The sequence below is a fragment of the Actinomadura luzonensis genome, assembly GCF_022664455.2.
Lineage (GTDB): Bacteria > Actinomycetota > Actinomycetes > Streptosporangiales > Streptosporangiaceae > Nonomuraea > Nonomuraea luzonensis.
In genome coordinates this window covers 101,162-121,641 of sequence record NZ_JAKRKC020000001.1, presented here as the reverse complement: position 1 = coordinate 121,641, position 20,480 = coordinate 101,162, and the positions used below count along the sequence as shown (strand labels likewise).

21 protein-coding genes are annotated in these 20,480 nt (G+C 73.6%); 10 read left to right on the top strand and 11 right to left on the bottom strand.

All coding sequences use genetic code 11. The features are described from left to right. Window positions 1-33: 33 nt before the first annotated feature. From MF672_RS00565 to MF672_RS00545, 5 genes are all read right to left on the bottom strand, one after another. A complete protein-coding gene (locus tag MF672_RS00565) occupies window positions 34-687 on the bottom strand; it encodes a hypothetical protein (protein WP_242371638.1) in 654 nt (217 codons plus the stop codon). A gap of 216 nt (window positions 688-903) precedes the next feature. Beyond that, entirely contained in the window at window positions 904-1,890 is a 987-nt protein-coding gene (locus MF672_RS00560) for a YihY/virulence factor BrkB family protein (protein WP_242371640.1), read from the bottom strand. 87 nt (window positions 1,891-1,977) lie between these two features. Then, on the bottom strand, window positions 1,978-2,643 hold the full coding sequence (locus MF672_RS00555) for a DUF3618 domain-containing protein (RefSeq protein WP_242371642.1): 666 nt from the start codon (window positions 2,641-2,643) through the stop codon (window positions 1,978-1,980). After that, window positions 2,619-3,011 (bottom strand): phage holin family protein, encoded by a 393-nt coding sequence (locus MF672_RS00550; protein WP_242371644.1) that lies wholly within the window; start codon window positions 3,009-3,011, stop codon window positions 2,619-2,621. The genes MF672_RS00555 and MF672_RS00550 overlap by 25 nt, the downstream gene beginning before the upstream one ends. Beyond that, complete coding sequence (locus MF672_RS00545; protein ID WP_242371646.1) at window positions 3,008-3,778, bottom strand: hypothetical protein; 771 nt, start codon at window positions 3,776-3,778, stop codon at window positions 3,008-3,010. The genes MF672_RS00550 and MF672_RS00545 overlap by 4 nt, the downstream gene beginning before the upstream one ends. A gap of 231 nt (window positions 3,779-4,009) precedes the next feature. On the opposite strand from MF672_RS00545, the gene MF672_RS00540 reads away from it, so the two are divergent. Continuing rightward, window positions 4,010-6,880 (top strand): AfsR/SARP family transcriptional regulator, encoded by a 2,871-nt coding sequence (locus MF672_RS00540; protein ID WP_242371647.1) that lies wholly within the window; start codon window positions 4,010-4,012, stop codon window positions 6,878-6,880. On the opposite strand, the gene MF672_RS00535 is transcribed toward MF672_RS00540, so the two are convergent. After that, the gene (locus MF672_RS00535) at window positions 6,877-7,782 is read right to left on the bottom strand and encodes a hypothetical protein (RefSeq protein WP_242371648.1); all 906 of its coding nucleotides are present in this window, start codon (window positions 7,780-7,782) and stop codon (window positions 6,877-6,879) included. The genes MF672_RS00540 and MF672_RS00535 overlap by 4 nt on opposite strands. A gap of 140 nt (window positions 7,783-7,922) precedes the next feature. Here MF672_RS00535 and MF672_RS00530 point away from each other — a divergent pair, with 140 nt between their 5' ends. Together MF672_RS00530 and MF672_RS00525 are read left to right on the top strand one after the other, a co-directional pair. Next, complete coding sequence (locus tag MF672_RS00530) at window positions 7,923-10,163, top strand: GH92 family glycosyl hydrolase (protein ID WP_308210524.1); 2,241 nt, start codon at window positions 7,923-7,925, stop codon at window positions 10,161-10,163. A 4-nt stretch (window positions 10,164-10,167) separates the two neighbouring features. Then, complete coding sequence (locus tag MF672_RS00525) at window positions 10,168-11,439, top strand: glycosyltransferase (RefSeq protein ID WP_242371649.1); 1,272 nt, start codon at window positions 10,168-10,170, stop codon at window positions 11,437-11,439. Window positions 11,440-11,511: 72 nt separating this feature from the next. Here the strand turns inward: MF672_RS00525 and MF672_RS00520 are convergent, their stop codons facing one another. Both MF672_RS00520 and MF672_RS00515 read right to left on the bottom strand, forming a co-directional pair. Beyond that, window positions 11,512-12,456 (bottom strand): DUF2382 domain-containing protein, encoded by a 945-nt coding sequence (locus tag MF672_RS00520; RefSeq protein ID WP_242371650.1) that lies wholly within the window; start codon window positions 12,454-12,456, stop codon window positions 11,512-11,514. A 230-nt stretch (window positions 12,457-12,686) separates the two neighbouring features. Beyond that, complete coding sequence (locus MF672_RS00515) at window positions 12,687-12,971, bottom strand: WGxxGxxG family protein (RefSeq protein WP_242371651.1); 285 nt, start codon at window positions 12,969-12,971, stop codon at window positions 12,687-12,689. A gap of 284 nt (window positions 12,972-13,255) precedes the next feature. Between MF672_RS00515 and MF672_RS00510 the strand changes: the two genes are divergently transcribed. Further along, the gene (locus MF672_RS00510) at window positions 13,256-14,797 is read left to right on the top strand and encodes a glycoside hydrolase family 43 protein (protein WP_242371652.1); all 1,542 of its coding nucleotides are present in this window, start codon (window positions 13,256-13,258) and stop codon (window positions 14,795-14,797) included. 35 nt (window positions 14,798-14,832) lie between these two features. Here MF672_RS00510 and MF672_RS00505 read toward each other — a convergent pair whose 3' ends face one another. After that, window positions 14,833-15,417: a TetR/AcrR family transcriptional regulator gene (locus tag MF672_RS00505; protein WP_242371653.1), complete on the bottom strand. Its 585-nt coding sequence runs from the start codon at window positions 15,415-15,417 to the stop codon at window positions 14,833-14,835. A gap of 101 nt (window positions 15,418-15,518) precedes the next feature. Here MF672_RS00505 and MF672_RS00500 point away from each other — a divergent pair, with 101 nt between their 5' ends. The 4 genes from MF672_RS00500 (at window position 15,519) to MF672_RS00485 (ending at window position 18,388) form a co-directional block, all read left to right on the top strand. Beyond that, complete coding sequence (locus MF672_RS00500) at window positions 15,519-16,358, top strand: oxidoreductase (protein ID WP_242371654.1); 840 nt, start codon at window positions 15,519-15,521, stop codon at window positions 16,356-16,358. A 184-nt stretch (window positions 16,359-16,542) separates the two neighbouring features. Next, a complete protein-coding gene (locus MF672_RS00495) occupies window positions 16,543-16,725 on the top strand; it encodes a hypothetical protein (protein WP_242371656.1) in 183 nt (60 codons plus the stop codon). Window positions 16,726-16,774: 49 nt separating this feature from the next. Further along, a complete protein-coding gene (locus MF672_RS00490; RefSeq protein WP_242371658.1) occupies window positions 16,775-17,107 on the top strand; it encodes a chorismate mutase in 333 nt (110 codons plus the stop codon). Window positions 17,108-17,182: 75 nt separating this feature from the next. Next, complete coding sequence (locus tag MF672_RS00485; RefSeq protein ID WP_242371660.1) at window positions 17,183-18,388, top strand: S8 family peptidase; 1,206 nt, start codon at window positions 17,183-17,185, stop codon at window positions 18,386-18,388. 8 nt (window positions 18,389-18,396) lie between these two features. Here the strand turns inward: MF672_RS00485 and MF672_RS00480 are convergent, their stop codons facing one another. Further along, window positions 18,397-18,864: a hypothetical protein gene (locus MF672_RS00480; RefSeq protein WP_242371662.1), complete on the bottom strand. Its 468-nt coding sequence runs from the start codon at window positions 18,862-18,864 to the stop codon at window positions 18,397-18,399. A gap of 146 nt (window positions 18,865-19,010) precedes the next feature. On the opposite strand from MF672_RS00480, the gene MF672_RS00475 reads away from it, so the two are divergent. Continuing rightward, window positions 19,011-19,424, top strand: coding sequence for a peptidase inhibitor family I36 protein (locus tag MF672_RS00475; protein WP_242371664.1), 414 nt, complete (start codon window positions 19,011-19,013; stop codon window positions 19,422-19,424). Between the two features lie 124 nt (window positions 19,425-19,548). Continuing rightward, window positions 19,549-19,974, top strand: coding sequence for a nuclear transport factor 2 family protein (locus MF672_RS00470; protein ID WP_242371666.1), 426 nt, complete (start codon window positions 19,549-19,551; stop codon window positions 19,972-19,974). Between the two features lie 13 nt (window positions 19,975-19,987). Here the strand turns inward: MF672_RS00470 and MF672_RS00465 are convergent, their stop codons facing one another. After that, window positions 19,988-20,461, bottom strand: a complete 474-nt coding sequence (locus MF672_RS00465; RefSeq protein ID WP_242371668.1) for a proteasome activator — start codon at window positions 20,459-20,461, stop codon at window positions 19,988-19,990. Window positions 20,462-20,480: the final 19 nt, after the last annotated feature.

Genomic DNA, 20,480 nt, shown 5'->3' with positions numbered 1-20,480 from the left:
GGCTACCACGGGCCGAGGCGTTCACACCTGGATTCAGTCGGCGATGTAGCTGATCGAGCGGACCTCGTACCCGGCGGAGCGGGAGCCGCGGACGTGCATCAGCAGCGCGCCGCCCTCGTAGGACCAGGCGCAGGAGTAGCCCTTGGGCTCCTTCGTGCAGCCCTGGAAGTGGTAGGCGACGCCGTGCGGGTCGAACTTCGTCCGGAACAGCGTCTTCACCGCGCCCGTGGACGCGACCTCCAGCCCGCTGTAGCGGTCGCCCCGCCGCCAGGCGGCGAAGAGGTGACCGGCGACCGCGGACGGCTTGACGAGGTGTCGCGACAGGTACACCTTGGTGACCTTCGAGCCGGACACGACCATCGCGATGCCGTCGAGCCCGCCGGGCACCCGCACGCTGGTGTGGACGAACCGGCACACGTTCCCCGAGCAACCGTCGAAGCGGTCGGGGGCGCGGTAGGCGTAGCCGAAGAGGGCCGAGACGGCGGCCGGGGTGGCGACCTTGGCGGCGGCGCGCCGGTCGTTGGCCAGCCACGACTTGAACAGCTTGCCGGCGGTGGCGGCGGGCGCGGCCGCGGCGGAGCCGGTGGCGGCCGTGGGGAGGGAGGCGGCGCCGGCAGGGGCCGCCGCGAGCGTCATGGTCGCGTACGCGGCGAGGGCGGCGCCGCCGAGGAGCAGTCGTCTGATCACGGCCCCGAGCGTAGAGGCGGCCCCTTGCGCCGGAATTGCCCCCGGCTTGCAGGGCGGGGGACACAGGCGGCGGCCGGCCCGGCCATGCGGCACAGGCGGCGGCGCGGTCGTGCGGCATCGCGGCGGCCCGGCCGTGCGGCACAGGCGACGGCCGAGCCATAGGGCACAGGCGGCGGCCCGACCGGGCGGCCCGGCCAGGGCGGCCCTGGTCAGGGGTCAGGGGCGTTCGTCCTCGTTCATCTTTCTGGTGTCGCGCGGCTCCACGTACGGCTCCCGCTGGGGCGGCTGTCCCGCGTCGATCGCCCGCCCCCGGGCCAGCTCCGCGTCGAACTCCACCCCGAGCAGCACCGCCACGTTCGACAGCCACAGCCAGATCATGAAGACGATCACCCCGCCCATGGCGGCGTACGTCTTGCCGTAGGAGGCGAAGTTCGCCACGTAGAACCCGAACGCGGCCGAGGCCAGGATCCACACCACCACGGCCAGCGCGCTGCCGGGCGTGATCCACCGGAAGCCGGGGTGCCGGACGTTCGGCGCCGACCAGTACAGCAGCGCCAGCACGACGATGACGATCAGCACCAGCACCGGCCACTTGGCGAAGTTCCAGATGGTGATAGCCGTGTCCCCGATGCCGAGCAGCCGCCCGGCGTACGCGGCGAGGTTGCCGGTGAAGACGACGGCGACCGCGCCGGCGGCCATGAGGATCACCAGGACGGTCGTGATGCCCAGCCGCAGCGGCAGGGTCTTCCACACCGGACGGCCCTCGGGCATCTCGTACATGACGTTCGCGGCGCGCATGAACGCGCCCACGTACCCGGAGGCGGACCAGAGCGCCACGGCGACGCTGATCACCAGGGCGATCCCGGCCGCCTGCCGGTGCTCCTGCAACGCCTGCAGCACCTGCTGCAGGATGCTCTGGGCCGGGCCGGGAGCCATGGGCCGCAGGCTCTCCATGAGCGGGCCGATCACCGACTGGCCGAAGACCCCGAGCAGCGACACCACGGCCAGCAGCGCGGGGAAGATCGACAGCATCGCGTAGTACGTCAGCGCGGCCGCCCAGTCCGTCAGCTTGTCGTCCTGGAACTCCCGCACGGTACGCCGCAGCACGCCCAGCCAGGAGTGTCCGTGCATCTCGGTGGGCCCGTCGGGGGCCTGCCGGTCGTCCGGCTCGCGGGCGAGGTCTCGGGTGGGGCGTTCGGCCATGGGATCCTGCCTTGCTGCTGTCACGGTGAGCTACGTCGGAGGGGCGGCGCACCGGCCCCGCGAGGGGGCCGGTGCGTCTGGAGGCGGTTACCTGCCGCGGCTCTGCTCGCTGACCTGGCGGGCCTGCTCGCGCGCGTGGTCCGCCGTGGCGCCGGCCGCCTCGGAGGCGGTCTGCCGCACCTGCTGCGCGGCCTGGCCCGCCACTTCCTTGGCGTCCTGGCCGAGCTGCTGCGCGGTCTCGCGCCCGGCCTCCTTGACCGGCTCCAGCACGTCGCCGACCTGCTCGCGGAGCTGTCCGACGGCCTGCTCCTCGGCCTGCGTGCGTGGGATGAGCGCGGCGGCCAGCAGCCCGGCGCCGAAGGCGATCAGGCCGGCGGCCAGCGGGTTGCCCTGGGTGCCGCGCATCGCCTGCTCCGGCGCGGACCGCACGACCTCGGCGGCCTGCTGGGCGCCGTGCCGGACGCTCTCCGCCGCCTGCTGCGAGCCCTCCTTGACCGTCTGCGCGGCCTGGTGGGCGCCGTGGCTCACCGTGTCGGCGGCGTGGTGCGCGCCGGCGCGGGTCCGGTCGGCGGCGTAGGACGGCGTGCCCATGACGCGCTCGCGGAACGAGCGCGCGGCCTGCCGCATCCGGTCGGTACGGCGCCGCGCGATGCGGGCCGGGCTCGTCCGGTCGGCCAGCCGGTCGACGTCGGCGGCGAGCTCCGCGCGCGTGGCCGCGATCTCGCTTCTCACTTCCTCAGGTCGCGTGCCCATTGCGCGTCCTCCTTGAGCGTCTCGATGGTCTGCTCGGGCTTGGGGTTGACCTCGCGCATCCGGTTGCGTCCGGTCACGAACAGCACGCCTGCGGCGATCGCCCAGATCACCGCGACGATGAGTGCCGCCCAGCCCAGGTCCATGACGTTGCCCAGGCCGAACATGACGGCCAGGGTCAGCAGCAGCGCGGCCATGTAGCCGGCGAACCCGGCGCCGCCGAGCATGCCGGCGGCCTTGCCCGCCTTGGCGGCCTCCTGCCGGATCTCGGCCTTGGCCAGCTCCACCTCCTGGCGGAACAGTTTGGAGATGTCCTCGCCGATCTCACCGACGAGCTGGCCGAGCGTCGGCTCCTCGTGGTGCGCGGTCACGGCAGGTCACTCCCCGCGCCGTAGGCCGGGGGAGCGGTGCGCGGCGGCACCGGCCCGGGCCCTTCCGCGCCGAGCGGCGGCACCGGCCTGGTCTCCTCGCGGCCGAGCGCGTCGCCGGCCGTCGTGGTCTCGAACGGCTCGGGCGGGGCGCCGTACTGCGGCGGGGTGGCGTACTCCGGCGGGGCGGCGTACGGGGTGGCGGGCGGGGTGGCGGGCGGGGTGGCGGGCGCGGTGGTGGCGCGCATGGTGTCGGCGGGCAGCGGGGACGGCCCGTCGGTGCGGCGGGCGGTCGTGCCCGAGCCCTCGCCGGAGGCCTTCATGATGCGGCCCACCAGGAACCCCGCGGCCAGCGCCCCGGCCAGGAACGCGGCGGGACGGCGGCGGGCGAAGCTCTGCACCTCGTTGACGACGCCGGCCAGGCCGTTCTCGTCGAGGTAGTCGGCGGCCCGCTGGCCCTGGTCGGCGACCTGGCGCATGACGTTGGTCACCGGGGAGTCCGGCTTGGCCTGCTCGTGCAGGGCCGTCAGGTCCTCCGACCACTGGCGCAGGCTCTGGGCGGCGCGGTGGCTCTGGTGCTCGGACTGGGTGCGCACCCGGTCCCGGAGCTCGTCCAGCGCCCGGCGGGTCTGGACCTTGGCCTCGTCCGCGACCTGCGCCGTGCGCTCCACGGCGGTGCCGGCGACCTCGCGGGCGGCGGCCTTGCCCTGTTGGAGCGTTCCCTCCTGCGGGGAAGCCGGTCGCCCGGTCCCCGTCGGATACTCGCTCATCTGGATGCCTCCTCGTGCGACTGATGTCACGTGCGGCTACCACAGACCGTCAAAGGCAAACCAAAAGCCACCCAGTGCAGGGCAAAGCGGCATCAATTCGCAAATTCCCGACTTAGCCCATGGGTTGGGACCTCGTCCCCTAAGATGCAGGACTTGTTCAGGCAGCGCCTCCGCGTCCGCGGCGGGCGACCTTCCGGCTGAGGGGACGAGCGCGTCGCCGTGGTGCCCGCGATGAGTGATGCTGAGCTGCGCTTCTCGGTGCTGGGGCCGGTCCGCGCCTGGCGCGGCGCGACCGAGCTGGACGTCGGCTCGCCCCAGCAGCGGCTGGTCCTCGCGGTCCTGCTGCTGGCGCGCGGCCGGGCGGTCAGCCACGACCAGTTGCTCGACGCGCTGTGGGGGGAGCGGCCGCCGCGCTCGGCCATGGGCACCCTGCGCACGTACGTGTCCCGGCTGCGCGCCGCGCTCGGCGCGGACACCGTCACCTCGGTCGGCAACGGGTACGCCATGCCCGCCGCGACCTGCGACGCCACCGCCTCCGAAGAGCTGGCCAGGGCCGGCCGGCCCGCCGAGGCCCTGGCCCTGTGGCAGGGCGAGCCCCTGGCCGGGCTGGACGGCGGCTACGCGCTGGCGCAGCGGGCGCACCTGGCCGAGCGGCGGCTCGTCCTGCTGGAGCGGCGGCTCGCCGAGGACGTCGAGGCGGGCCGGCCCGCCGAGGTCGTCGCCGAGCTGACCGCGCTCTGCGCCGCCCACCCGACCAGGGAACGGCTGGCCGGGCTGCTCATGCTGGCGCTGTACCGCTCGGGCCGGCAGGCCGAGGCGATCGGGGTGTTCACCGACACCCGCAAGCTGCTGGCCGAGGAGCTGGGCCTGGACCCGTCGCCGGAGCTGGGGGAGCTGCACCGCCGGATCATCACCGCCGACCCCGGGCTCGGCGCGGACCCCGCGGGCGCGCGCCCGGCCGTGGACCCGGCGCCGGTGCCGCGCCAGCTCCCGGCCGACATGCCGGACTTCACCGGCAGGGGCCCCGACATCGAGCGCGTCACCCGGGCGCTGGCCGCCGGCAACGGCTCCGCGCTCGTCATCTCGGCCGTCGCGGGCGCGGGCGGCATGGGCAAGACGACGCTCGCCGTCCACGTCGCGCACCGGCTGGCCGCCGGCTACCCCGACGGGCAGCTCTTCGCGGACCTCCAGGGCGCCGGGCCCAGGTCGCTGGAGCCGGGGGCGGTGCTGGGCGCGTTCCTGCGCTGCCTCGGCGTGGACGCCGGCGCCGTCCCCGACAGCCTGGAGGAGCGGGCCGCGCTCTACCGGTCGGTGCTGGCCGGGCGGCGGGTTCTGGTGCTGCTGGACAACGCGGCGAGCCCGGCGCAGGTCCGGCCGCTGCTGCCGGGGGCGGCGGGCTGCGCCGTCCTGGTGACCGGGCGGGCCCGCCTCGCCGGGCTGGCCGGTGCGCACCACCTCGACCTCGCCGCCATGCCCTCGGACGAGGCGCTGGCCCTGCTGGCCAGGATCGTCGGCGAGGCGCGGGTGGCGGCCGAGTGGGACGAGGCCCGCGAGCTGATGAAGGCGTGCGGCTACCTGCCGCTGGCGATCAGGATCGTGGCCTCGCGGCTCGCGGCGCGGCCCGGCTGGAGCCTGGCCAGGATGCGCGACCGGATGGCCGACGAGCGCCGCCGCCTGGCCGAGCTGCGCGTGGACGACCTGGCCGTGGAGGCGACGTTCCGGCTCGGCTACGACCAGCTCGACGTGGCGCACGCGGCGGCGTTCCGGCTGCTGTCGGCCCCGAACACGCCCGAGCTGTCCGCCGCGGCCGCGGCCGCCGTGCTGGACCTGCCCGAGGCCGAGGCCGAGGAACTGTGCGAGGGCCTGGTCGACGTGCACCTGATGGACTCGCCCGCGCCCGGCCGCTACCGCCACCACGACCTGCTCAAGCTCTTCGCCCGCGCCCGGCTCGACGCCGAGGACGGCGAGCAGGCCCGGCGCGCGGCCCTCGACCGGCTGCTCGGCTTCCACATCGCCGGGATGGCGTGGATCGTCGCCGCGATGTACCCGGGCGACCCGCTGCTCGGCTGGATCCGCAGGACCACCCGCCCAGGACCGGCCTTCGCCGGCCTCGACGCCGCGCTCGAATGGGGCGCCGCCGAGGAGCGGAACATGCTCGGCCTGCTCCACCAGATCGCCGGGACGCCCGGCGGCGCGCTGCTCGACGCCGTGTCGCTGCTCGACATGATGTCCCTGGTCTTCGACTTCGAGTCCGACACCCTCGGCTACGAGCAGGCGGTGGACCGCCTCATCGCGGCGGCCAGCTCGCGCGGCGACCGGGCGGCCGAGACCTACGCCCGGCGCAAGCGCGGCGAGATCCTCTACGCCCGCAAGGCCGGCGAGGAGGCGATCGCCGAGGTCGAGGCCGTCCGGCGGCTGGATCCCGGCCACGAGTTCGCCGTCGAGCACGCCTGCGCGATCAACGTGCACGCCATGATCGCGCACGACCGGCGGCAGTGGGACGAGGCGATCGCCCTGTACCACGAGGCGATCGGGCTCTGGCGCGGCCACGGGCACCGCTCGTACGAGGCCGTCGGCCTCGGCAACCTGGCGCTCGCGCTGGGCGAGGCCGGCCGGGGCGGCGAGGCCGTCGAGGTCGGGGAGGCGGCCGTCGCCATCACCCGCGAGCTGGGCGGCGGCCGGCCCAACCCGCAGATCTCCTACCAGCTCGCCGTCGCGCTGGCCAGGGCCGGACGGCACGAGGAGGCGCTGGCGCGCTTCGCGGAGGGACGCGCGGAGTTCCAGCGGCTCAAGCAGCACACCTGGGACGGCATCACGCTGCGCCGGATGGCCGACACCTGTCTCGCCATGGGCCGGCCGCGGCAGGCCGTGGACCACGCCGAGGAGGCGCTGGCCATCCTGGTGGACCCGGACCAGTCGTGGATCAGGGGCAAGGCCCTCACCGTGCTCGGCCAGGCGCTCGCCGAGCTGGGCCGGCCCAGCCGGGCCCGCGCCTGCCTCACCGAGGCGCTGGCGCTGCTCAGCCGGCAGGACCTGCCGGACGCCGACGACGTGCGCGCCCTGCTGGCCGCCGCCGTCCCGGAGGAGGCGGGCGTGCCCTAGCCGCGCCCGGCCAGCGAGCCGCAGGTGAAGCCCTTCTCCCGCGCCGGGTCGAGCTGGATGCCGGACAGGTTCGTGGTCTCCATCGGGCGGCGGAAGGTCTCCTGCTTGTCGCAGTCGTAGAAGACGTAGGTGCCGTCGCTCTCGCCGAGCAGCATCATCCAGCGGCCGTCGTAGAGGGGCTTGTCGTTCTCGGCGTCGCGCAGCACCGCCCACTGGTCCTGGAAGCCGACGTAGCTGATCAGCTCGTTGGCCTGGCCGGTCTCCTGGACCTCCACCGCGCCCTGCATCATCGCCAGGATCAGCAGGAAGCCCGCCCCGATGCCGGTGAGCGCGCCGATCAGCACCTTCGTGGCGGCCCGCCCGACCGGCCGGCGGCGCAGCAGCCGGAACGGCACCAGGAACGCCAGCACGCCGAGCCCCACCGCCACGACGACCATGAGGCCCAGCGTCAGGTCGGTGACCAGGTTGAACAGCCCCCAGTAGGTCGCCCCGCACCACAGCGCGGCGGCGAGGGCGGCGATCCACGGCCGCCGCCGCACGGCGTCGAACAGCCGGCCGAGCGCGCCCCGCGTCAGCCGGTCGGCCAGCCACAGGAACCCGACGAGCAGGCCGAAGGCGGGCAGCGCGATCAGCGCCATCAGGACCAGGGTGCCGAACAGCCGGCCCAGCAGGACGGACTGGTCGATGCCCGCCTGCTCGGGGTTGATGCCGAAGATTCCGTACATCTGCTCGACGCCGAGGTAGAGCACCGCGTACAGGGCCACCCCGATGGGGACGATGATCGAGCCGAGGCGTTCGAGGAACGCGACGACGCCGCCGCCGTCCTCGGGCGGGGCGGGCTCGGGCGGCGCGGGCGGCGGCGGGGCGGCGGGGTCCGCGGTGATCCGGGATGTGGTGGACATGGCCCACGACGGTAGGAGCAGGGCGTCGACGGGTCGTCGACGGAACCTCGACGGAACCTCGACGCGGTACCAGGCCCGTGTCCCGTCCTGGACAAGGATTTCACCTCGCCGAAACCTTTGAGCACCCCCGCGCCGGGTAGATTCCGCTCATCCTCGCGAACGTAGACCCCTTCATCGGCACAGCGGCCACCGACCTGCCTCCGGCACGCGGTCTCGCCGCCACTTGGTGGTGGCCGAAACCGCAGGTGGGCAACACCCATCCGGGCGCCACCTCGCCGCTCGGCATGGTCTCGGCCTGCGCCTACTCCGGCGCCTACCCCACGGGGTACGGCCGCTACGCCAAGAACACCGAGGGCGTGCCCGAGGAGATGTTCGAGCGGCTCCAGGCGTCCGGTTTCACCCACTTCCAGCAGTCCGGCACCGGCGCGATCCGCAAGTACTACAACTACGTCCGGGTCACCCCCATGGTGCAGCCGCTGGACGACCTCAACGAGTCGTGGCCGCTGCACGACGAGGTGGCCGAGGCCGGCTACTACGCGGCCACCCTCGACACCGGCATCCGCTGCGAGCTGACCGTCGGCGCCAAGATCGCCGTCCACCGCTACACCTTCCCCGAGCACTCCAGCGCCCGCGTCGTGATCGACCTGTCCTGCGGCGGGCTCGACATCGACCTGGGCCGCACCGTCCCGGTCCGGGCGCAGGCCGAGAGCATGGGGCAGGGCCGGGCGCAGGGCACGGTGGTGATGGAAGGCGTCCCGCTGTCGGTCTACCTGGAGGTCGACAGCCCCGGCTGGCGGCAGATGCTCTGGTACGACCGCCGGCTCATCCACGGCGGCACCCGCCTCGACTTCGACAGCATCCGGCACACCACGCTGCGGCCGTTCGGCATGCTCTTCATGGGCCCGGCCAGGGCGGGGCAGACCGTCGAGGTGCGGCTCGGGTTCTCGTTGCGCGGCTGCGAGCAGGCCCGCCACAACCTGGAGCGGGAGTGCGCGCACGACTCCTCCGCCTTCGACACCGTGCGCCTCCGCACCCGGGCCCGCTGGGCCGACCACCTCGGCCGTGTCCAGGTCGAGGGCGGCACGCCGGCCCGCCGCACGGTGTTCGCCACGTCGCTGTACCACGCGCTGGTCAAGCCGTGCTTCGCCGACGACGAGAGCCCGTTCTGGCCGAGCCCGGGGCCGTTCGCGTTCGACGTGTGCACCATGTGGGACATCTACAAGACGCAGCTCCCGCTGCTGGCCGCGATCGTCCCCGACCGGGCCGCCGACCTGCTGGAGTCGCTGATCAGGGTCGCCGAGGAGGAGGGCAACTTCCCGATCGGCTACCGGATGGCCCGCGGCGCCGACCGGTTCTTCCGGCAGGGCAGCGCGCTCGTGCACACGGCGCTGGCCGACGCGCACGTGCTCGGCCGCACGGCGCTCGACTGGAACTGGGCGCTCGTCCACATGGTCGGCGACCTGCGGCGCATGTACGGCGAGGACTTCTTCGAGCACGGCGTCGTCCACCCGATCACGCACACCCTCGACCTCGCCTACGCCCACCACTGCACCGCGAAGGTGGCCCGCGCGCTGGGCGACCGCCGCCTGGCCGACGACCTGGAGCGCCGCGGCCGGCAGTGGACCAACGCCTTCGACCGCGACACCGGCCTGCTGCGGGACTCGGAGTTCTACGAGGGCGGCAAGTGGAACTACTCCTTCCGCCTGCTGCACGACATGGCCGCCAGGATCGCCCTGGCGGGCGGCGACAAGGAGTTCGTCGACAAGCTCGACCGGTTCTTCGGCTTCGGCGCGCGGCCGGTGCGGCAGCCGGGCCGGTGCCCGCACCCGGTGGAGATGGCGGCCGGCTACGCGCTCAACCGGTTCGAGGGGCTGAACAACGAGCCCGACATGGAGGCGCCCTGGGCCTATCACTACGCGGGCCGCCCCGACCGCACGGCCGAGGTGGTGCACGCGGCGCTGACCTGGCAGTTCGGCACCGGGCCCGGCGGGCTGCCGGGCAACGACGACTCCGGCGGCCTCAGCTCCTGGTACGTGTGGGCCTCGATCGGGCTGTTCCCGGTCGCCGGGCAGAGCCTGTTCCTCGTCAACGCGCCCGCGTTCGAACGGGCCGTGCTCCGCACCGGCGAGGGCGAGTTCGTCGTCGAGACCAGCGGCCACCGCGAGACCCCGATCGGCGTGGACGGACCCGACCACGACCCGCCCCCGCAGTACGTGCAGTCGGCGACCCTCGACGGCGAGCCCCTGCACGCGACGCACCTCGACGCCGCCACCGTGCACCGCGGCGGCGTCCTCCGGCTCCGGCTCGGCCCGGAGCCGTCGGACTGGGGCCGGGAGATCCGGCCGCCGTCCCTTTCCGAAACACCGCCTCACCGGAGGTAGCGCGATGAACCACCCGCATCGCCGTCTCGTCATCGTGGTCAGGGCCGACCCGGTCATCTGCGGCCATTCCGGCGAAGCGCGCAACCTCGCCGAGGTGGCGCTGACCCGTGGGTTCACCGACGTACGGCTGCTGACCTGGCCGATCCCGGCGCTGCAGGCGGCCGGGCTGCCGCTCAAGCCGCTGGACCGGCTGCTGCCCTACAGCCCCGGCATCACCGTGGAGCGGCCGGAGCCGGTCGGCGACTACCGGGTGCCCGACGGGCGCTTCCAGGCCGGGCTCACCGGCCGGCTGGTCGAGCTGCTCGCCGAGGGCGTGCCGACCACGTGCCTGTCGATGTACCTCGCGCCGCACACCTCGGTCGTCGTGGACGCGGTCGCGGCGGCCCGCGCGGCCGGGTTCGCGCCCGACGTGCACACCGTCGCCAAGGCGGTCGGCTCCGACGTGACCAACGTGATCGCCTCGTGCCTGCGCGACGGCCGGTTCGGCGCGGCGACCGCGCTGTTCACCACGTTCCTCGCCAACGACGAGGTCGTGGCGGTCTCCGACTACACCAGGGACGAGATCGTCGCCGCGGCCGGGCAGGTCGACGCGCACTGCGGCACCTCCTTCGCCGAGCAGTGCCGCCGCCGGGTCAGCGTCAGCTACCCGCCCATCGACTCCACCGCCTTCCTCGACCTCGACCAGAACGACGTGGACGCGGCGCTGGCCCGCCGCGGGCTGGAACGCGACGGCTACGTGCTGTTCCTGTCCAGGGTGACCCGGGCCAAGGGCGTCTACGAGCTGGTCACGGCCTTCGCCCAGGCGCGCTGCCGCGAACGGGTCAAGCTGGTGGTCGCGGGCACCGGCCCGGCGCTGGAGCACGTCCAGGCCCTCGCCGAGGAGGACGACCGGGTGGTCTTCCTCAGCGACGTCGACGACCAGGAGAAGGCGCTGCTCATGCACGGCTGCGCGGCCTACGCGCTGCCCACCAAGCCCGAGCCCGACTTCGTGGAGACCTTCGGCATCGCGCTGGCCGAGAAGATGCTGGCCGGGGGCGGGCCGATCATCACCACCACGACCGGGGGCACCGCCGAGGCGGTCGGCGACACGGCCGTCATCGTCGCGCCCGGCGACGTCCTGGGCCTGGCCGCCGCCCTCGACCGGGTGGTGCTGGAGATGTCCGCCGCCGAGCGGCAGGACCTGGAGCTGCGGGCCCGCGCCCGCGCGCTCCGCTTCGACCGGGCGGTGGTGTTCGACGACCTCTTCCCCCCGGCGCCGATCGTCGAGGTCGCCTAGCGCCGGCGGGCACGCCGACGGGCGGGCCTCGGGTGCGAGGCCCGCCCGTGGTGCCGCTGGGCGCGAGCGCGGTTACAGCGGCGGGCGGTCGTCGCCCCGCCGGCGGTCGCGGGTCGTGCCGTCCTCGTCGACCTCGATGTGCTCCTTGCGCACCTGGCCGCCCACGGTCTCCTCGTGCTGGACGGACTCCTTGCGCACGTGGACGTGCTCGACGGGCCGGGTCTCCTTGCCGACCACCGCGCGCTCCTCGTGCAGCGTGATGCTCTGCTCGTCCTCGCCGATCTCGTACGGGCCGCCGGTCACGTCGCCGTCGCGGATCGGCTCGCGCTCGATGACGACCTCCTCGTGGCTGAGCGGCACCGTCTCCTGGACGTTCTCGGTCTCGACGTACTTGCGGAGCCGGACCCGGCCGGTCTCGACCGTCTCCTTGCCGATGCGGAGCTGCTCCTCGGACGTGGTCATGTCGATCTCGCGATCGCCCATGTCCCCCATGCGGCCCATGTCGCGGGTGCGGCCCATCTCGTCCTTGGGGCGCATGCGCTCCATGTCGCCCATGTCCCGCCGGTGGCCGGTCGGGCCGGTGCCGGCCATGCCCCCGGTCGCGGGCGGCGGCGTGACGGGCGTGGTCATCCCGCGGGCCTTGGCGTCGTCCGGACGGCGTTCGCCGGTGGGCGAGGTGCTGCGCTGCTGCGGGACGGCGCCCGGCGGCTGGAGGCCGTAGTGCCGGTAGAGCTGGGCCTCCTCCTCGACGGACAGGTGACCGTCCACGTCGATGTTCGGCGCGTCCTTGATCCTCTCCTTGTCGAAGGGGACGCGGATCTCCTCCCCGTTGCGGTGCGAGCCGGTCAGGGGCACGAAGGTCTGCTTCATGCCGAACAGACCGGTCCGGACGGTGACCCACTCCGGCTCGCCGGTGCGGTCGTTGAGGTATACCTGGCCTACCTGGCCGATGGACTGCCCGTCCGATCCCACGAGGTGGCAGTCGAACAGGCTACGGATCTCTGTCTGCAGTGCCACGACGATTTCCCCCGAATTGTTCGTCTTGCTTCAAAAGAGACGAATACCCTCAAAAGCCGCGAAGTATCACAATAAGGACATTTCGCTCGGCCAAATTCGGCCCGGGAGACGGGTCGGTCCCGGCAAAGGGGCCTGCCGGGGACATGGGTCGGGGCCCGCCGCGGACGGCGGGCCCCGAAGGGTGGAGGCGGGCGCCGGCCTCGTCGCCGGCTCGCCTCGTGGCCGGTGCTCTACCGGCGCATGTTGCGGTTGCCCACGTTCTCGGCGGTGCCGACCTCGTGGCGCTCGTGGTTGCGCTTCATGCCGGCGAAGCCGAGGAGCCCGAGCAGGCCCAGCAGGCCCCACAGGCCGGCCTTGCCGCCTCCGTCGTCGTTGGCGCGGTTGTTGTTGTCCTGCGGCGCAGGAGTGACCTGGCTGTGCGCGACGGGCGCGACCGGCGTCTCGGCCGTGGCCGCGGCGGCCGGTGCGAGCGTCAGAAAGAACGCCAGGCCCAGTCCGGTGAGTGTCTTGCGCATGTGGGTTCCCCCGATCCGGCGGCCCCGTGGATTGCCGAGACCGCCTGTTTCGCCTCCCCCGGAAGGAAGGCCCCCAAAGCGGGGCGATCTCCATTTTCCCTGCTCAAGAGTCCATACCGTCATCAATCAGTCTCAAACGCCTTCTGCTCCGGCCCCACCCCGGGCAGGCCGCCGCGACCCGCACCCCCACCGGGGCTCGGAATGTGCGGAAAGATCGGGAACATGCCGTCCTGGCGATCCCGGTCGCCCACCTCTGACCGCCCACCCCGCCCCGAGGAGACCACGTGATCCGCAACCCCGTCCTGCCCGGCTTCCACCCCGACCCGTCCATCCTGCGGGTGGGCGCGGACCACTACCTCGCCACCTCGACCTTCGAGTGGTATCCCGGCGTGCGCGTCCACCACTCGCGCGACCTCGTGCACTGGCGTCCGCTGGGCGGCATCCTCACCGAGCGCAGGCTGCTCGACCTGTCCGGCGTTCCCGACTCCGGCGGCGTCTGGGCGCCCGACCTCACCTACCACGACGGGCTGTTCCACCTCGTCTACAGCGTCAGCGACAACTACGCCCTCGGCTACAAGGACGTCGCCAACTACCTGGTCACCGCCCCCGCGATCGACGGCCCCTGGTCCGACCCGGTCCGGCTGACCGGCCGCGGCTTCGACGCCGCGCTCTACCACGAGGACGACCGCAGCTTCCTGCTCTACATGGTCTTCGACTCCCGGCCCGGCCGCGGCTTCTCCGGCATCGAGCTGCGACCCCTGCACGGCGGCAAGCCCGAGCTGATCCTGCCCGAGCGCGACACCACCGAGGGCCCGCACCTCTACCACGTCGACGGCTGGTACTACCTGATGGTGGCCGAGGGCGGCACCGGCTACACCCACCAGGTCACGGTGCTGCGGTCCCGCACGATGTCCGGCCCGTACGAGGAGGACCCCGCCGGCCCGATGCTGACCTCCCGCCACGACCCCGGCCTGGAGCTGCAGAAAGCGGGGCACGGCTGCCTGGTGCGGACGCAGGACGGCGAGTGGTACCTCGCCCACCTGGTGGCCCGGCCGTACCCGGGCCGCAGGTGCGTGCTCGGCCGCGAGACGGCGTTGCAGCGCGTGGTCTGGGAGGACGGCTGGCCGCGCGTCGCGGGCGGCGTGCCCGCCGTGGAGGTGCAGCCGCCCGCGCTGCCCGCGCACCCGTGGGAGGACGACGACGCGTCCGGCAGTGACTTCAGCAGTGACTTCAGCAGCGACTTCAGCAGGAACTGGAGCACCCTGCGGCGGCCCGCCTCGCCCGACTGGGTGAGCGCCGACGCCGACGGCCTCACCGTCCGCGGCGGGCAGTCGCCGTACGGGCTGCGCGCCCCCAGCCTGGTCGCCCGACGCGTCACGGACCGGACGTGCTCGCTGGAGACGGTCCTGCGGTTCACACCGGACGGCGTCCACCAGTCGGCGGGCATCACCGCCTACTACAACTCGCGCAACTGGCACTACCTCGCCCTGACCACCGAGGGCCTGGTGCTGACCACGAGCGACCGGGGCGTGCGCACCGAGCGGCTGCTCGGGCCGGCCGCGGCCGAGGTGCGGCTGCGGGTGGAGCTCGACGGGCCCGTGGTGCGCTTCGGCCACGGCGACGCGTACGGCCCCGACCTGGACGCCACGATCCTGTCCGACGAGTACGCCGACGAGCGGATCGACGGCCAGATCCGCGCCTTCGGCTTCACCGGCGCCTTCGTCGGCCTCTGGGTGCAGGACCTGGCGGGGGAGGGCTGCTCGGCGCGCTTCGAGCGGATCGCCTACCGCGCGCCCGGCGACGGGTCGCGCGCCGGCGGGCTGTAGCCGGCCGGCCGCCCGGTGGCGTGCCGGAGGCGGCTTCAGCCGGCGACGAGCCGGCGGACGGCCTCGACGACCGCGTCGCGGTGCTCGCGCGCGTCGCGGCCGGACGCGGGGGCCATCGGGCTGGTCGGCGTCCACGCACTGGCCAGCGCCAGGGTGAAGGTCAGCAGGTCCTCGGGGCCCAGGGTGTCCGGCACCTGCCCGCCGGCCTGGGCGGCGGCGACCGCCTCGGTCTTCTGCCGCATGGAGTCGCGGAGGCCGCCGGGCTCGTGGCCGGTGCCGGAGCGTTCGAGGCGGTGCCAGGTGGCCAGGCGGAGCTGGTGGGGGTTGGCGAGGAGGAAGTCGAACAGGCGGCCCGCGTAGCCCGGCAGGTCCTCGGGGGTGAAGGGCACCTGGTCGAGGACGCGGGTGACGTGCACGTCCATGACCGCGTCGAAGAGCTGCTCCTTGTTGCCGAAATAGGTGTAGATGAGGGCCTTGTTGGCGCCGGCCGCCGCGCCGATGCGGTCGACGCGGGCGCCCGCGATGCCGTGGGCGGCGAACTCCTCGGTGGCCGCCTGGAGCAGCCGGGCGCGCGTCGCCTCGGCGTCACGGGGTCTGGTCGGCCGGGATTGCTGCGACATGCCCCCAGCCTAAACCAACTAACCGTTTATTTGACAACCGCGACTGCTGGGTGCAGCATCTAAATGACTGTTTAGTTAGCTCACGGAAGCGGGGACGTCCCATGTCCAAGGTCTGGCTCATCACCGGCAGCTCGCGCGGCTTCGGCCTCGCCCTCGCCCACGCCGTGCTCGACGGCGGCGGGCGGGCCGTCGTCACCGCGCGCCGCCCCGAGCAGCTCGCCGGCCTCGTCAGCCGCTACGGCGACCGCGTCCGCGTGGCCGCGCTCGACGTCACCGACGTCAAGGCCGCCGAGGACGCCGTCCGGCAGGCGCTCGACGCGTTCGGCCGCCTCGACGTCGTCGTCAACAACGCCGGCTACGCCACCAGCGCCAGCATCGAGGAGATGCCGGAGGAGGAGTTCCGCGCCCAGTTCGAGACGAACTTCTTCGGCGTCGTCAACGTCACCAAGGCGGCCCTGCCGGTCCTGCGCCGCCAGCGCTCCGGCCACTTCATCCAGTTCTCCTCCATCGGCGGGCGCGTCGGCGGCTCGCCGGGCATGAGCGCCTACCAGAGCGCCAAGTTCGCCGTCGAGGGCTTCTCCGAGGTGCTGAACGCCGAGGTCAAGCCGCTCGGCGTCAAGGTCACCATCATCGAGCCCGGCGGGTTCCGCACCGACTGGGGCGGCTCGTCCATGACCGCACTGCCCGTGGGCGAGGACTACGAGGCGACGGTCGGCGAGATGAACCGCTACCGCGAGAGCACCGTCGCCACCTGGCGCGGCGACCCGGTCCGCGCGGCGCGGATCATCACCCGCGTCGCCGACGAGGACGAGCCGCCGCTGCGCCTGCTGCTGGGCGTCCAGGCGGTCGAGATGGCGCGGGCCTCGTCCGACAGGCGCGCCGCCGAGGCCGAGCAGTGGGCCGAGGTCAGCCGCTCGGCCGACTTCCCGCCCGGCGAGTGAGCCCGCCGCCCTGCTCGCGGGCAGGCCGGGCGGCGCGCTCGTCCGTGGCGCACGGCCACCAACGTGACCTGCGTCTCCTCATGTTTCGAAAGGTTTCGAACGTCTTCCTGAGGGCAGAAGTACGCCTGTCAACGCGGCCCTGAGAAGCCGCCCCCGGCTTCGCCCCCTCGCTTTGGAGACGCCCATGCCCACGGCTGCCGCCCCGGCTCCCGCCGACCACCCCGCCGATCCCATCGGGTCCCGGACGTACTGCTCCGGCGACCCGTCCAACCTGGCCGGCAACGCTCACTGGTGGAGCGAGTTCGGCGAGGACCATCGGGGCACCCTCTACCGCTGCGAGGTCTGCGGCGTCACCGACTTCGGCTGATCGCGAACCTGGTGTGATCGTCACGTCCGGGTGATGGCAGGCTGTGCGCATGGAAAACTCCCAGCCCCGCCCGGAGGCGTCCGTCGTCGAGGAGCTTCAGCGGCTCCGTGCCAGCATCGACAACCTGGACGCCGCCCTGGTCCATCTGCTGGCGGAGCGGTTCAAGTGCACGCAGGAGGTCGGGCGGCTCAAGGCCGAGCACCGGCTGCCGCCGGCGGACCCCGAGCGTGAGGCGCAGCAGATCCGCCGCCTGCGCAGCCTGGCTGAGGAGTCGCGGCTCGACCCGGTCTTCGCCGAGCGGTTCCTGAACTTCATCATCGCCGAGGTGGTCCGCCACCACGAGCTGATCGCCAACAGCATGTCGGAGACCCGCGGGCGCTGACACCTGAGTAGGGGGATGCTCAGGCGCGTCCCGTCCCCCGGCCCCACTCTCGGAGGAAGACGAGAGGGGGAGGCCATGAGAGAGACGTTCATCGTCCTGCGCGACCTCGGCAGGACCAGGACCGCGGCGCCGTTCGAGGAGCGCGCCGGCTTCGGCGAGCCCGGCCCGGTGAGCCTGCCGCACGTCGAGGTCGCCGAGCTGACCAAGCAGGACCTCGCCGGGCTCCGCCGCGACCCGGCCGTGGCCGCGCTGGCCCCGCCGATGCCGACCGTGCTGCCGGAGGGCCCCGAGGCCACGGCCGCGCCGCTGCCGGAGTCGGAGGCGGGCGCGCCGGTCACCTGGGGGGTCAAGGCGGTCGGCGCGCCGCAGTCCTCGCGTACGGGGGCCGGCACGCTGGTCGCCGTCCTCGACACCGGCATCGACGCCACCCATCCCGCCTTCACCGGGATGACGCTCACCGAGCAGGATTTCACCGGTGACGGCCCGGGCGACAAGAACGGCCACGGCACCCACTGCGCGGGCACGATCTTCGGCCGGACGACGGAGGGCATGCGCATCGGCGTCGCGCCCGGCGTGGAGCGGGCGCTGGTCGGCAAGGTGCTGGGCGACGACGGCAAGGGCTCGACCACCGGCATCGTCCAGGGCCTGGTGTGGGCGCTGGAGCACGGCGCGGACCTCATCACGATGTCGATCGGCGTCGACTTCTTCCGCTACTGGCGCACGCTCGCGGACGAACAGGACCTGCCGGAGTTCCTGGCCATGTCGCGGGCGCTGCAGGCGTACCGGGCGACGCTGCGCATGTACGACGCCCTCATGCGGATGGCGGCCTCCCAGGCGGCCACCGGGCCGGGCACGGTCGTCCTCGCCGCCAACGGCAACGCCAGCCATCGCGAGCTGGATCCCGACTTCGAGGTCGGCCCGGAGCTGCCCGCGGCGGCCGAGGGCGTGCTCGGCGTCGCCGCCGTGCGGCGCAAGCAGTCGGGGGTGCTGGCGGTCGCCGACTTCTCCAACACGTTCGCGCAGATCAGCGGGCCGGGCGTGGACGTGGTGTCGGCGCGCGCGGGCGGCGGGCTGACCTCCAAGAGCGGCACCAGCATGGCGGCCCCGCACGTGGCGGGCGTGACGGCGCTGTGGTGGGAGGAGCTGCGGGCCCGCGCCGACGGCGGGGCCAGGGCGGCGGCCGTCACGGGGGCGCTGCTGATGAACGCGACGGACAAGGTGTTCGACGACAACGCGGACGAGGAGGACCTGGGCGCGGGCCTCGCCCAGGCGCCCCGCTGACCGGCCGCTCACTCCTGACGGGGCTCGTCGGCCCGCTGGGGCGCCTCGCCCGCCCGACGAGCCTCAGGCGAGTGAGCGTCAGGCCGGTGAGCGTCAGGCCGGTGAGCGTCAGGCCGGTGAGCGTCAGGCCGGTGAGCGTCAGGCCGGTGAGCGTCAGGCCGGTGGCCTTCGGGTCCGTGGGTGTCGGGCCGATGGGCCTCGGGCCGGTGGGGGGCGGTGGTGCGGGCGCGCTGGGCGAGGGCGCTCAGCCGGGCGCGCTCGGCGTGCCGGGCCGCCTCGTCGGCGTGCTCACCGGCCTTCTGCACCTGCTCGGGGGTGGAGCCCTGGAGCCAGCCGGCCACCGCGGCGGCCCGCAGCTCCGCGATGCGCTCGCCGATGGATCTCGCCCGTTCGGCCGCCAGCCGGGCCCGCGCCCGCGCCTCGTCCGCTCGCCGCGCGCGGGTCCATTCGTCATGGGGACCGTTCTGCGTCGCCATGTCTCCATCCTGCCCCCGGCCGGCGCCGCGACGCCTGCCGGGCGCGCGGCGGCACGAAATCGGGCGGAGGTCAAGACTTTTCTCGGGCAAGATCCGCAGGTATGTTCGCCCCACCGGCGAAAGAAACTTTCATCCGATGAGGTGAAATGGGCAAGAAGTTACACCCGCTTCTGACTCTGCCGATCGCGGCCCTCGCGCTGCCTCTCCTGTCCGTCCCGGCGCACGCCGCCGACGGCTACGACCGCTGCCACGAGGGCTACTACTGCCTGTTCTCGGGCCTCGACGGCACCGGCGACATCGTCGAGATCAACGCCAACACCCCCGACCTCGCGGTCTACGGCATGGCCGACCGCGCCAAGTCCGACTGGAACCGCACCGACTCCTACGTCCACCTCTACTCGGAGCCCGACTGGGGCGGCTGCACGGCGGTGACCGCGCCACGCGGCAAGGGCAACTTCTACAGCGCCTACCGCGACTTCTTCAACGGCGTGCGCATCGGCGGCCCGAACGGCCCCTCCTGCGGCACCTCGACCGAGTTCCGCGTCAAGGCGCACGTCTGACCTGAAAGCCCCCGAACCGGGCGGCGCTCCGGCCCATCCTCCAGGGCCGAGCGCCGCCCTTCGTTTTGCCCACCGTCGCCGTATGCTGTACGGTACGGCGTACGACAACGACGGAGGAGGCCGCATGTATCAGCCGAGCGACGAGGAACTGAAGAGCGTCGAGGCGTGGTTCGCCGAGTACGACGCGCTGGCCGAGCAGGGCGCGCTCGACCGGCTCGCCGACCTGGCCGTCTTCCCGATGAACCTGGCCACCGACGTGCCCGGCGGCTACGCGGCGGTCCGCCAGTGGACCCGCGAGGAGTACCTGGAGGCGATGCGGGAGGCCATGGGCGGCGGCACCGCCGGGCTGGACCTCCGCTCGCGCAGGACCCCGCACTTCCTGAGCCCGAACCTCGTGGTGGTCGAGACGGAGGCGACCATGACCGTCGAGGGGCAGGAGCAGGAGATGCACTACGCCGACCTGCTGGTGCGCACCGAGGCAGGCTGGGCCTTCCAGACGATGATCCAGGGCGGCTGGGGGCACGGCTGGCCCGCCGCCGAGCGCGGCTGACCCCGCGACCGCGTCACAGATAGGGGCCGGACCCCGGCGGCCGTTCCGGCAGGGTGCGGCCGGGCGCCTCCGCCGGGCCGGGCAGCCCGCCGGACGCCTGCTGGAGCGCCAGCCCCGCCTTGATGCCCTGGAAGACGCCGTCGAGCCAGCCGACGAGCTGGCCCTGCAGGATGCGCAGCTCCGCCTCGCTGGGCGAGCCGGACGGCTCGGGCATGAGCCGTTCCAGCTCCTCGCGCAGCTCCGGCGCGACGGACTCGCCGACCTCCTCGACCGCCCGCAGGTGGATGTGCCTGAGCCGGCCGCGGGCCTCGGCGTCCAGGGGCATGCCCTGAGCCTCGTCCAGCAGCGTGCGGACCATGTCGCTCATCCGCAGCAGCCGGGCCGGCTCGGTGACGCGGGCGATCTCGCGTTCGGCGGCCGTCCGCTGCGGGACGACGGGCGGCCGGTTGCGGTCTTCGGGACGGAACGGGCCAGGTGTCGACATCATCGGCCGTCCTCCAGGGGTG